The sequence below is a fragment of the Streptomyces sp. NPDC006711 genome (assembly GCF_042869775.1).
Lineage (GTDB): Bacteria > Actinomycetota > Actinomycetes > Streptomycetales > Streptomycetaceae > Streptomyces.
Map to the genome: position 1 here is coordinate 1 of NZ_JBIAGO010000024.1, position 12,540 is coordinate 12,540.

General features: G+C 70.2%; 11 protein-coding genes. 2 read left to right on the forward strand and 9 right to left on the reverse strand.

The features are described from left to right. Nucleotides 1-280 precede the first annotated feature (280 nt). The 3 genes from ACFYM2_RS31415 to thyX form a co-directional block, all read right to left on the reverse strand. Nucleotides 281-1,966: a ribonuclease J gene (locus ACFYM2_RS31415; RefSeq protein ID WP_359000582.1), complete on the reverse strand. Its 1,686-nt coding sequence runs from the start codon at nt 1,964-1,966 to the stop codon at nt 281-283. Nucleotides 1,967-2,091: 125 nt separating this feature from the next. Beyond that, nucleotides 2,092-2,991, reverse strand: coding sequence for a 4-hydroxy-tetrahydrodipicolinate synthase (gene dapA, locus ACFYM2_RS31420; protein WP_359000585.1), 900 nt, complete (start codon nt 2,989-2,991; stop codon nt 2,092-2,094). Nucleotides 2,992-3,201: 210 nt separating this feature from the next. Continuing rightward, entirely contained in the window at nt 3,202-3,942 is a 741-nt protein-coding gene (gene thyX / locus ACFYM2_RS31425) for an FAD-dependent thymidylate synthase (protein WP_359000587.1), read from the reverse strand. A 198-nt stretch (nt 3,943-4,140) separates the two neighbouring features. Between thyX and ACFYM2_RS31430 the strand changes: the two genes are divergently transcribed. Together ACFYM2_RS31430 and ACFYM2_RS31435 are read left to right on the forward strand one after the other, a co-directional pair. After that, the gene (locus ACFYM2_RS31430; protein WP_350233010.1) at nt 4,141-4,380 is read left to right on the forward strand and encodes a hypothetical protein; all 240 of its coding nucleotides are present in this window, start codon (nt 4,141-4,143) and stop codon (nt 4,378-4,380) included. A gap of 126 nt (nt 4,381-4,506) precedes the next feature. Next, a complete protein-coding gene (locus ACFYM2_RS31435; protein ID WP_350233009.1) occupies nt 4,507-5,067 on the forward strand; it encodes a hypothetical protein in 561 nt (186 codons plus the stop codon). A gap of 123 nt (nt 5,068-5,190) precedes the next feature. Here ACFYM2_RS31435 and ACFYM2_RS31440 read toward each other — a convergent pair whose 3' ends face one another. The 6 genes from ACFYM2_RS31440 to eccD all read right to left on the reverse strand — a co-directional run bounded on the left by ACFYM2_RS31440 (nt 5,191) and on the right by eccD (nt 12,330). Continuing rightward, on the reverse strand, nt 5,191-5,643 hold the full coding sequence (locus ACFYM2_RS31440) for a hypothetical protein (protein WP_359000590.1): 453 nt from the start codon (nt 5,641-5,643) through the stop codon (nt 5,191-5,193). Between the two features lie 17 nt (nt 5,644-5,660). Beyond that, a complete protein-coding gene (gene dapB, locus ACFYM2_RS31445; protein WP_388840932.1) occupies nt 5,661-6,413 on the reverse strand; it encodes a 4-hydroxy-tetrahydrodipicolinate reductase in 753 nt (250 codons plus the stop codon). Nucleotides 6,414-6,432: 19 nt separating this feature from the next. After that, on the reverse strand, nt 6,433-7,812 hold the full coding sequence (locus tag ACFYM2_RS31450; RefSeq protein WP_388840934.1) for a M16 family metallopeptidase: 1,380 nt from the start codon (nt 7,810-7,812) through the stop codon (nt 6,433-6,435). Continuing rightward, entirely contained in the window at nt 7,809-10,028 is a 2,220-nt protein-coding gene (locus ACFYM2_RS31455) for a polyribonucleotide nucleotidyltransferase (protein ID WP_359000794.1), read from the reverse strand. Before ACFYM2_RS31455 ends, ACFYM2_RS31450 begins: the two co-directional genes overlap by 4 nt. 322 nt (nt 10,029-10,350) lie before the next feature. Continuing rightward, complete coding sequence (gene rpsO, locus ACFYM2_RS31460; protein ID WP_267056737.1) at nt 10,351-10,641, reverse strand: 30S ribosomal protein S15; 291 nt, start codon at nt 10,639-10,641, stop codon at nt 10,351-10,353. A gap of 192 nt (nt 10,642-10,833) precedes the next feature. Beyond that, complete coding sequence (eccD, locus tag ACFYM2_RS31465) at nt 10,834-12,330, reverse strand: type VII secretion integral membrane protein EccD (protein WP_359000600.1); 1,497 nt, start codon at nt 12,328-12,330, stop codon at nt 10,834-10,836. Between the last annotated feature and the right edge of the window lie 210 nt (nt 12,331-12,540).

The window sequence follows — 12,540 nt, forward strand, 5'->3', positions numbered from 1 at the left end:
GGGCGCTTCCCTTCGGTATTTCGTGTTTCCGACTCTATCAGACTCTTTCGTGTCCGATTCCCCGTCGAATTGGGGTTCGCTTCGAGTTCTTCGCTTTCGCGTTTCCCTTTCGGCGGGCCCGACTTTATCAGAGATTCTGAGGCCGGATTTCCGTCCCGTCCGGGTGCCCTGTGCGGCGCGTAGCCGTACCGGGTTCCCCTCGAGCGGAGACATAAACCTACTGGAGCGGGGCTCCTCGATGCAAATCGAGGAGCCCCGCTCCGGAGTGCTGCCGCTGCCGTCAGACCTCGACCACGACGGGAAGGATCATCGGACGCCTGCGGTAGGTGTCCGAGACCCACTTGCCGACCGAGCGCCGGATCAGCTGCTGGAGCTGGTGGGGCTCGACGACGCCGTCCTGGGCGGACCGGTTCAGGGCTTCCTCGATCTTCGAGACCGCGGGTCCGAAGGCCGAGTCCTCGATGCCGGAGCCGCGGGCCTGGATGTGCGGACCGCTGGTGATCTTGCCGCTGGTGGAGTCCACCACCACGTACACCGAGATGATGCCCTCGTCACCGAGGATGCGGCGGTCCTTCAGGGAGGACTCCGTCACGTCGCCGACCGAGAGGCCGTCGACGTAGACGTATCCCGCCTGCACCTTGCCGACGATCCTGGCGCTGCCGTCGACGAGGTCGACGACGACGCCGTCCTCGGCGATGACGATGTGGTTCTTCGGGACGCCGGTGAGGGCTCCGAGCTCCGCGTTCGCCCGCAGGTGGCGCCATTCGCCGTGGACCGGCATCAGGTTCTTCGGCTTGCAGATGTTGTAGAAGTACAACAGCTCGCCCGCCGATGCGTGGCCCGAGACGTGCACCTTGGCGTTGCCCTTGTGGACGACGTTGGCGCCCCAGCGGGTCAGGCCGTTGATGACGCGGTAGACCGCGTTCTCGTTGCCCGGGATCAGCGACGACGCCAGGATCACGGTGTCGCCCTGGACGATGCGGATCTGGTGGTCGCGGTTGGCCATCCGGGACAGCGCGGCCATGGGCTCGCCCTGCGAGCCGGTGCAGACCAGCACGATCTCGTCGTCCGGCAGGTCGTCGAGCGTCTTCACGTCCACGACGAGGCCGGCCGGGACCTTCAGGTAGCCGAGGTCGCGCGCGATGCCCATGTTGCGGACCATCGAGCGGCCGACGAAGGCGACCCTGCGGCCGTACTCGTGCGCGGCGTCCAGGATCTGCTGGATGCGGTGCACGTGGCTGGCGAAGCTGGCCACGATGATGCGCTTGTCGGCGTTGGCGAAGACGTTGCGCAGGACGTTGGAGATGTCCCGCTCCGGCGGCACGAAGCCGGGGACCTCGGCGTTCGTCGAGTCCGACAGGAGGAGGTCGATGCCCTCCTCGCTGAGACGCGCGAAGGCGTGCAGGTCGGTGAGGCGGCCGTCGAGGGGCAACTGGTCCATCTTGAAGTCGCCGGTGGCGACGGCCAGGCCCGCGGGGGTGCGGATGGCCACCGCGAGGGCGTCCGGGATGGAGTGGTTGACCGCGATGAACTCGCAGTCGAAGGGGCCAAGGCGCTCGCGGTCGCCCTCGGCGACCTCCAGCGTGTAGGGGCGGATGCGGTGCTCCTGGAGCTTGGCCTCGATCAGCGCGAGGGTCAGCTTGGAGCCGATCAGCGGGATGTCCGGCTTCTCGCGGAGCAGGTAGGGGACGCCGCCGATGTGGTCTTCGTGGCCGTGCGTCAGGACGATGCCCTCGATGTCGTCGAGGCGGTCCCTGATCGAGCTGAAGTCCGGCAGGATCAGGTCGACGCCGGGCTGCTCCTCCTCGGGGAAGAGGACGCCGCAGTCGACGATGAGCAGGCGGCCGTTGAACTCGAAGACGGTCATGTTCCGGCCGATTTCGCCGAGACCGCCGAGCGGTGTGACGCGCAGGCCGTTCTTGGGAAGCTTCGGCGGGGTGCCGAGTTCGGGATGCGGATGACTCAAAAGACTCTCCTCACCACACGCGCCACGTACCTGTAGGGCACGTGGCGCGTATGTCATTCGTGCACTTGCTGTTGTGTAGGGGTTCGCGCGTTTGTCCGGCGCGTATTCAGTTGTGAAGTCTGTGGTTAGAGCTGTACCCCACCGGCTGCCAGATCGAGCGCCAGCTGGCTGGTTTCTTCCGGTGTGAGTTCGACCATGGGCAGCCGGAGCGGCCCGGCGGGCAGGCCCTTGAGGGCCAGGGCCGCCTTGGTGGTCATGACTCCCTGGGTACGGAACATGCCCGTGTAGACGGGGAGCAGTCGCTGGTGGATCTCGGTGGCCTTGGTGACCTCGCCGGCCAGGTATGCCTCGAGGAGCGCGCGCAGCTCGGGGGTGACCAGGTGGCCGACGACGGAGACGAAGCCGCAGGCGCCGACGGAGAGGAGCGGCAGGTTGAGCATGTCGTCGCCGGAGTACCAGGCGAGGCCGGAGCGGGCGATGGCCCAGCCGGCGCGGCCGAGGTCGCCCTTGGCGTCCTTGTTGGCGACGATCCTGGGGTGCTCGGCGAGCCGGACCAGGGTCTCGGTGTCGATGGGGACGCCGCTGCGGCCGGGGATGTCGTACAGCATCACCGGGAGCTCGGTGGCGTCGGCGATGGCCGAGAAGTGCCGGAGCAGGCCTTCTTGCGAGGGCTTGTTGTAGTACGGCGTCACCGCGAGCAGGCCGTGGGCGCCGGAGCGCTCGGCCGTTCGGGCGAGTTCGAGGGTGTGGCGGGTGTCGTTGGTGCCGATTCCGGCCACGACGTGGGCCCGGTCTCCGACGGCCTCCAGTACGGCCCGTACGAGCTGGTCTTTCTCCGCGTCGCTGGTGGTCGGGGACTCGCCGGTGGTGCCGTTGACGATGAGTCCGTCGTTGCCTGCGTCGACCAGGTGGGCCGCCAGTCGCTGGGCGCCGTCGAGGTCGAGTGCGCCGTCCGCCGTGAAGGGCGTGATCATGGCGGTGAGGACCCGCCCGAAGGGGGTCTGCGGAGTGGAGATCGGAGCCATGGGTAACACGCTACTCGCTGCTCAGCGCCGGGTCCCCCCTCGGGGGCGGGTGGCTAAGGGAGCCCGGCACTGCCTGCTCGGGGGTTCAAGCAGTGCCGGGTCCGTTTGATCAGCCTAGATGAACTTCACGAAACGCCGCAATACGGACACTTTGCGCGGCGTATCCGCACATCTGTGCCGGTATGGGTTCCCTCGTTGCCGCAAGGGCCGCTACGGGGCCACCCGTCCGTTGGTGTTGAAGGCCGCGTGGGTCAGCGGCATCAGCCGGGCCCACTCGCGCTCCATCTGCTCGCCGACCATCTCGATCTCCCGCTGCGGGAAGGACGGCACCTTCGCCAGCTCGTGCTGGGTGCGCAGGCCGAGGAAGTGCATCAGCGAACGGGCGTTGCACGTCGCGTACATGGACGAGAAGAGGCCGACCGGGAGCGTGGCGCGGGCGACTTCGCGGGCCACTCCCGCCGCCAGCATCTCCTGGTACGCCTCGTAGGAGCGGCGGTAGGAGTCCTCCATGACGCGGGCCGTCAGCTCCTGCTGCTCGGCCGAGCCCTCGACGAACTCGTACTTGCCGGGGCGGCCCCGCTGGACCAGCTTGCGGTCGTCGCCCGGGACGTAGAAGACGGGCTGGAGCTCCCTGTAGCGGCCCGATTCCTCGTTGTAGGACCAGCCCACGCGGTGCCGCATGAACTCGCGGAAGACGAAGATCGGGGCGCTGATGAAGAACGTCATCGAGTTGTGCTCGAAGGGGCTGCCGTGCCGGTCCCGCATCAGGAAGTTGATCAGGCCCTTGGAGCGCTCGGGGTCCTTCTGGAGCTCTTCGAGGGACTGCTCGCCGGCCGTCGAGACCCGGGCCGCCCACAGCACGTCCGAGTCGGACGCCGCGTGCTTCACCAGGTCCACGGTGACGTCACTGCGGAAGCTGGGCTTGAGGTCAGGGGCGGGGGTGTCGGTCACCGGCGGGTCCTTCCAATTGCGTCGCTCGGGCGGCGCCCACTCTACGGGGCCGCACCGACAACTCCGCCTCTGACGGATCGTCAGTACATTCTTCGGCCAATTCGGGGAATTCGGGCACCAATCGACGCTGTCGTGCGTCAGTACCAGTGAGCAGCAACACGTTCGACCGCCCCACGAGTCATCGAGGAGATGTGCCCCATGTTCCGCCGGCGTGAGCCCGTTCCATTCGCCTTCGTCGCCGAGGCCGACCGCTACCGCAGCAATGTCGAGCCCCCGCCGCGCCAGCGCGCCAGCGCAGGTCAGGTCATCGGCAGGACGCTGGTCGGGCTCACCGTCATAGCCGGGCTCACCGGCGCGCTGCTGTTCGGGCTGCCCGCGATGGAGAGCCCGCAGTCGCCCGCGCACAGTCAGCAGTCCGAGGCCTCCAACGGGCGCTGACCGCCGCTGACCGGCCCCGGACGCGCCGACGCGCGCCCGGACCCCCGGAGGTGGCCGCACGGTGGCCTCCTGGGTAGCCTCACCCCGCACAGCCCAATCGAGCGTGCTTGTGAGTGAGGATCAGTCGTGCCCCTGCCCTTCCTGACGGCCGACCGCGCAGTTGACGCACCCGGTGAGTACTACGACGAGGCGGCGCTGCCCTTCGACGACCACGATCGCTGGCGCCGGCCCTACCGGCCGGGCCCGTGGCGGGTCGCGGCCGGGGCCATGCTGCTGCTGCTCGCGTCGTTCGTGCTGCTCGCCGCCGTGATCATCGCGGCCGCCGGCGAGCCGACGGGTGCGCTGGCCGTCCTGGGCGTCGCCGTGCTCGTGATCGCCTCGGCGCTGCGGCTGCTGCGCGTCGGTGTCTGGGTCAGCCGGGCCGGGCTGCGCCGGGTGGCGTTCTTCTCCACCACCACGGTGGCCTGGCCCCGGATCCGTGGCGTGCACACCGTGCAGCAGCCCGTGCGCTGGCTCGGGCTGCCGCGGACCGTGCAGGGTCAGGCCCTGATCGCCGAGCGGACGCAGGGCGGGCCGCTCGCGCCCCTGCTCACCGACCGCAACGCGGACTTCCTGGGGCGCGGCGAGGCGTTCGACCGGGCGGCGGACCTGGTGGAGGCGTGGGGCGACGAGTACCGCCTCGGCTGACGGGCGCCGGCCTGGCCCGTCCCGCCCCTGGCCCGTCCCGCTCCTGTCCCGCCCTGGGCCGCTCTGCCCTGCCGCACCCCGCTCCGCCGTCCCGGCCGCCGTCCCGGTTTTCGCCGGGACGTGTCAGACCTGGACCGACTTGTTGTCGTGCAGCGCGATCGCCCGCTGCATGGCCTTGCGGGCCCGGGGGGTGTCGCGGGCGTCCTGGTAGGCGACGGCCAGACGGAACCAGCAGCGCCAGTCGTCGGGCGCGTCCTCGGTCTCGGCCTTGCGCCGGGCGAAGACGGCGTCGGCGGAGTCGCGGTCGACGCGGCCGCCCGGGCCGCGGACCAACTCGTCGACGGGCAGGCCGCCTTCGGCGTCCAGTTCGGCGGCCAGCTTGTTGGCCCTGGTCACGAAGCGGGTGTTGGCCCACAGGAACCAGATGCCGACAAGCGGCAGGATCAGTACGGCCACGCCGAGGGGGACGGTGATCCAGGTGCCCTCTTCGAGGAGCCACACGCCTCGGCTGCCGGCCAGGACGAAGTAGAAGACCAGGACGGCAGCCGTGATGAGATAAGTGATTTTCGCGCGCATGAGGCCGGTGGTGCCGCTCAGTTGAGGTCGAGGAAGTGTTCCAGGCCGAAGGTGAGGCCGGGAGTGGACACCACGCGGCGGGCGCCGAGCAGGATGCCCGGCATGAAGCTGCTGTGGTGCAGGGAGTCGTGGCGCACGGTCAGGGTCTCGCCCTCCGCGCCGAGCAGCACTTCCTGGTGGGCCAGGAGGCCGCGTAGCCGCACCGCGTGCACGGGGATGCCGTCCACGTCGGCGCCGCGCGCCCCGGCGAGCGCCGTGGCCGTGGCGTCCGGCGCGGGGCCGACTCCCGCTTCGGCGCGGGCCGCCGCGATCAGCTGGGCGGTGCGCGTGGCGGTGCCGGATGGGGCGTCCACCTTGTTCGGGTGGTGCAGTTCGACGACCTCGACCGATTCGAAGTACGGGGCCGCGAGCTGGGCGAACTTCATGGTCAAGACCGCGCCGATGGAGAAGTTCGGCGCGATGAGCACACCGGTCGCCGGGGCGGCGGCGAGCCAGGTGTTCAGCTGAGCGAGGCGGTCCGCGGTCCAGCCCGTGGTGCCGACCACCGCGTGGATCTCGTGGCGTACACAGAACTCGAGGTTTTCCATCACCGAGTCGGGCGTGGTCAGCTCGACGGCGACCTGGGCGCCGCTCTCGGCGAGCGTGTCCAGGCTGTCGCCCCGGCCAAGCGCCGCGACCAGTTCCATGTCGTCGGCGGCCTCGACGGCTCGTACGGCCTCGGAACCGATCCGGCCCTTGGCACCGAGGACCGCCACGCGCAGCTTGCTCATTCGCTTGCTTCCTTAAGGGTTACGCGACCGCTTCGTGGAGGCGGTCGGCCTGCTTGTCCTTCAGCGGGCCGATGACGGACAGCGAGGGACGCTGCCCCAGGACATCACGGGCCACCTCGCGGACCTCGTCCGGGGTGACTTCGGCTATCCGGGCCAGCATGTCGTCGACCGACATCTGCGAGCCCCAGCACAGCTCGCTCTTGCCGATGCGGTTCATCAGCGCGCCGGTGTCCTCGAGGCCGAGGACAGTGGAGCCGGAGAGCTGGCCGACCGCGCGGCCGATCTCGTCGTCCGAGAGCCCTTCGTGGGCGACCCGGTCCAGTTCATCGCGGCAGATCTTCAGGACGTCGTGGACCTGGCTCGGGCGGCAGCCCGCGTACACCCCGAACAGACCGCAGTCGGCGAAGCCCGAGGTGTAGGAGTACACGCTGTAGGCAAGGCCGCGCTTCTCGCGGACCTCCTGGAACAGGCGGGACGACATGCCGCCGCCCAGCGCGGTGTTCAGGACGCCGAGCGCCCAGCGGCGCTCGTCGGTGCGGGCGAGGCCCGGCATGCCGAGGACCACATGGGCCTGTTCGGTGCGGCGGTTCAGGAGCTCCACGCGGCCCGTGGCCTTCAGGGTGCGCGAGCCGCTGCGCGGAGCCAGGGGCACCGCGTCGGTACGGGACAGCGCCCCGGCCTTCTCGAAGGCCTTGCGGACCTGGCGTACGACGGTGGCGTGGTCGACGTTTCCGGCGGCCGCCACGACCAGGTGGCGCGGGTCGTAGTGCTTCTTGTAGAAGCGCGAGATCTGCGCCTGGGTGAGCGCGTTGATCGTGTCCACGGTGCCCAGGACCGGGCGGCCGAGGGGGGTGTCGCCGAGCATGGTGTGCGCGAACAGGTCGTGCACGCAGTCGCCCGGGTCGTCCTCGGTCATCGCGATCTCTTCGAGGATCACGCCGCGTTCGGCGTCGATGTCCTCGGCGAGGATCAGCGAGTCGGTGAGCATGTCGCACACCACGTCGATCGCCAGCGGCAGATCGGTGTCGAGCACCCGCGCGTAGTAGCAGGTGTACTCCTTCGCCGTGAAGGCGTTCATCTCGCCGCCGACCGCGTCCAGGGCGGAGGAGATGTCCAGCGCACTGCGCTTGCGGGTGCCCTTGAAGAGCAGGTGCTCCAGGTAGTGCGTGGCGCCGTTCAGCGTCGGTGTCTCGTCGCGCGAACCCACCTGGACCCAGATGCCGAAGGTCGCCGACCGTACGGAGGGAAGGGTTTCGGTGACGACCCGCAGGCCGCCGGGGAGGGTCGTGCGGCGGACGGTGCCGATGCCGTTCTGACCCTTCAGGAGCGTTTGGGTACGGGCGACGGCCCGCCCCTCCGAAGTGGTGCGGGCCGTCGCCCGGGAACTACGGGACGTCACTTGGCCGCATCGTCCTTCTCGGCATCGTCGGCCGTCTCGCCCTCGATCACGGGGACCAGGGAGAGCTTGCCGCGGGAGTCGATCTCGGCGATCTCGACCTGGACCTTGGCGCCCACGCCGAGCACGTCCTCGACGTTCTCGACGCGCTTGCCGCCGGCGAGCTTGCGGATCTGCGAGATGTGCAGCAGACCGTCCTTGCCGGGCATCAGGGACACGAACGCGCCGAAGGTGGTGGTCTTGACGACCGTACCCAGGTAGCGCTCGCCGACCTCGGGCATCGTCGGGTTGGCGATCGAGTTGATCGTGGCGCGGGCGGCCTCGGCCTGCGAGCCGATCTGGGCACCGATGTAGATGGTGCCGTCGTCCTCGATCGTGATCTCGGCGCCGGTGTCCTCCTGGATCTGGTTGATCATCTTGCCCTTGGGGCCGATGACCTCACCGATCTTGTCCACGGGGATCTTGACGGTGATGATCCGCGGGGCGTTGGGGGACATCTCGTCCGGCGTGTCGATCGCTTCCATCATCACGTCGAGGATGTGGAGGCGGGCGTCACGGGCCTGCTTGAGGGCGGCGGCCAGGACGGAGGCCGGGATGCCGTCGAGCTTGGTGTCGAGCTGGAGCGCGGTGACGAACTCCTTCGTACCGGCGACCTTGAAGTCCATGTCGCCGAACGCGTCCTCGGCACCGAGGATGTCGGTGAGGGCGACGTAGTGCGTCTTGCCGTCGATCTCCTGGGAGATGAGGCCCATGGCGATACCGGCGACGGGGGCCTTGAGCGGCACACCGGCGTTCAGGAGCGACATGGTGGAGGCGCAGACCGAGCCCATGGACGTCGAGCCGTTGGAGCCGAGGGCCTCGGACACCTGACGGATCGCGTAGGGGAACTCCTCGCGCGTCGGAAGCACCGGCACGAGGGCGCGCTCGGCGAGCGCGCCGTGGCCGATCTCGCGGCGCTTGGGCGAGCCCACGCGGCCGGTCTCACCGACGGAGTACGGCGGGAAGTTGTAGTTGTGCATGTAGCGCTTGCGGGTCACCGGGGAGAGGGTGTCCAGCTGCTGCTCCATACGGAGCATGTTGAGGGTGGTGACGCCCAGGATCTGGGTCTCGCCACGCTCGAAGAGCGCCGAGCCGTGCACGCGCGGGATGGCCTCGACCTCGGCGGCCAGCGTACGGATGTCCGTGATGCCGCGGCCGTCGATGCGGACCTTGTCCTTGATGACGCGCTCGCGGACCAGCTTCTTGGTCAGCGCGCGGTACGCGGCGGAGATCTCCTTCTCGCGGCCTTCGAACTGCGGGAGCAGCTTGTCGGCGGCGATCTCCTTGACGCGGTCAAGCTCGGCCTCGCGGTCCTGCTTGCCCGCGATGGTCAGCGCCTGGGCGAGCTCGCCCTTGACCGCGGCGGTCAGCGCCTCCAGGACGTCGTCCTGGTAGTCGAGGAAGACGGGGAACTCGCCGGTCGGCTTCGCGGCCTTGGCGGCGAGGTCGGCCTGGGCCTTGCAGAGGACCTTGATGAAGGGCTTCGCGGCGTCCAGACCGGCGGCGACGACCTCCTCGGTCGGCGCCTCGGCGCCGCCCTTGACGAGCTGGATCGTCTTCTCGGTGGCCTCGGCCTCGACCATCATGATCGCGACGTCGCCGTCCTCGAGGGCGCGGCCGGCGACGACCATGTCGAAGACGGCGTCCTCGAGCTCGGTGTGCGTCGGGAAGGCGACCCACTGGCCGTTGATCAGCGCGACGCGGACGCCGCCGATCGGGCCGGAGAAGGGCAGGCCGGCCAGCTGGGTGGACGCGGACGCGGCGTTGATCGCGACGACGTCGTACAGGTGGTCGGGGTTGAGCGCCATGATCGTGGCGACGACCTGGATCTCGTTGCGCAGGCCCTTCTTGAAGGACGGGCGCAGCGGGCGGTCGATCAGGCGGCAGGTGAGGATCGCGTCCTCGGAGGGCCGGCCCTCGCGGCGGAAGAACGAGCCGGGGATCTTGCCGGCCGCGTACTGGCGCTCCTCGACGTCCACCGTCAGGGGGAAGAAGTCGAGCTGGTCCTTGGGCTTCTTGGACGCGGTGGTGGCCGAGAGGACCATCGTGTCGTCGTCCAGGTACGCGACGGCGGAGCCGGCGGCCTGCTTGGCCAGGCGGCCCGTCTCGAAGCGGATGGTGCGGGTGCCGAAAGTGCCGTTGTCGATGACGGCCTCGGCGTAGTGGGTCTCGTTCTCCACTAGTGTCTTCTCCATTTGCTTGGCTGCATTGTCGTCTTTTCGTCCCCTGGCCCGTGTGGCTCGGGGACGGTGGATGACGGCGGAGAAGCGCTCCTGGGGGCGGGCCGGTCTTCGATCGAAGCGCCCGGGGTGCCTTGCGGTCCGGGGGCCACTACCGAGGACCGGCGGCGGAGGAGGCTCCTGCGCGCGCGTCGGGGTGTCGCGTCTTCGGTGCTGCGTGTTCTGTTGTCCGTACCAGACTACTGAGCGTTCGGTACGTCGCGCATGTACAGCAAAGGGAGCGGCCCCCTGATAGGTGGGAACCGCTCCCTCGACCGCATGCTTACTTGGCGCCGCCGGCCGCGCCGCGGCGGATGCCCAGGCGGTCGACGAGGGCGCGGAAGCGCTGGATGTCCTTCTTGGCCAGGTACTGCAGAAGGCGGCGGCGCTGGCCGACGAGGATCAGCAGGCCACGACGGGAGTGGTGGTCGTGCTTGTGCGTCTTGAGGTGCTCCGTCAGGTCGGAGATGCGGCGCGAGAGCATGGCGACCTGGACCTCGGGGGAGCCGGTGTCGCCCTCCTTCTGGCCGAACTCGGACATGATCTGCTTCTTCGTAGCGGCGTCGAGCGGCACGCTTACTCCTCAGTATGGTTCGATGCGCCCACGAGTGCCCCAGGTCTTGATCTCTGGGGATCTTCCGTGACTCGCGAGCGAGGGTCCGATGAGCGCAGCTTCCAGATGCTCCGGAAACGCGTACACAAACGGCCGTCACACAGCGTACCAGTACCCCCGGTGGCAGCCGACCGGCGGTGGAGGGGCGGCGGGTCAGCCGGTGAGGGCGCGGGCCCGGGCGTAGACGTCGAAGACGGCCAGCGTCAGCGGCAGCAGGGTCAGCAGGACCGCCCCCTCGGCGATCTCCAGGAAGCGGCCCCAGAAGGGGGAGACGCCCCGGTCCGGCACGATCAGCGCGATCGCGGTGACCAGCGCGGCGGCGGCCGCGATCGCGGCGACCAGCCACAGAGTGTGCAGGTCGAGGCCGGCGCTCTGCCCCTTGAGCGCGTCCCGCATCAGATCGTGCGGGCCATGGACGCACACGCCGAGGCCGAGCAGGACCAGCGCGCCGAGTCCGGCGGCCAGGGTGGCGGCGACCTGCGCGGTGTAGCGGAAGAGGTGGGCGCGCATCAGCAGGGCGACGCCGGTGGCCAGCGCGAGCAGCCGGCCCCAGGTGTTGTCGGCGAAGCCGAGGACGGCGGCGCTGGTGACGGCGAGGACGGCGCAGCCACCGACCAGGCCGACGAGGAGTTCGTGGCCGCGCCTGGCCTGGGCCGCGACGCGCTCGGCGTCCACGGCTCGCGGGGCGCTCTCGTCGGGGTCGCGGCGCGAGCCGTGGGGCGCGTCGAAGCCGACGGGCAGCCGGGCGAAGCGGACGGAGAGGCCCGGCAGGAAGGCGAGGGCGCCGACGGCGAGCGGGGCGCACACCGCCGCGGTCTCGGTGGGTGTCATGCCGGTGAGGATCGCGGCGAACACGACGAGCGCGCCCACGGCGGAGGCCAGCACGAACGCTACGAAGGGCCCGTCGCCGCGGGGTGAGAGCAGGGTGAGCACGAGGGAGGCGATGAGGACGGCCACGCAGGCGAGCAGCGTCTGGAGCCGGCCGATGCCGTGGTGGCCGTCGAGCGGCAGGAGCCCCGAGCCGGCCACCGCGATGTTGGGCAGCGCGCCCAGGCCGAGGGCGACGGCGGAGAGCTGGTCGTCGTAGATCCGGGCGCGTACGACGGCGAGGGTGAGCCAGAGCACGCCGGCGACGGCCGCGAGGATGCCGGCCAGGCCGTGCATGTCGTGCCGGGGCTCGCCGGTCCAGGCGGCGAACGCGAGCAGCGCGGGCAGGACGCCGCCGCCGATGAGGCCGGCGGCGCGGGTCAGCTCGCCGCTCCACAGCGTGCGGTCCTGGGTGACGGCGTGGGCGACGGCCTCGGCCACGTCGTCGAAGACGGCGGGGGGCAGGGACGCGGAGAACGGGCGCAGGGTGAGCAGTTCGCCGTCGAGGATCGACTGGGCGGCGAAGGAGCGGGCGCTGTCGAGGACGGTGCCGTCGCGGCGCACCAGGAAGTAGCCCACGGGGGCGCCCTCGGCGGGGCTCTGGCGGGCGAGCCGCAGGATCTCGGGGTAGATGTCGGCGACCGGGATGTCGTCGGGCAGGGCCACGTCGACGCGGCCGTCCGGCGCGACGATCGTCACGCGGCAGAAGCCGAGCCCTCCCCCGGTGGCCTGGGCCGGCCGGTCGGACCCGGCGGCCGTGGTCGCGGTGGTCGTCGTGCTCACCCTCGGCTCCCCCTGCTGTGTCGTGCGGCGTGTGCGCGTCCCTGTGCGCCGCGCTCCGCCGGGCGCGCCCGGCTTGGGCGTCAAGTGCCCGGCGGCGCCGATTGCTTGTCGGGCGCGGATGTGTCCCCCGACAGGCACCCTATCGCCGTCCGGTCACCGCGCGTGTCAGTAGGATCGCTGGGCGGTCGGCGTTCGTCGGACACGGGGCGG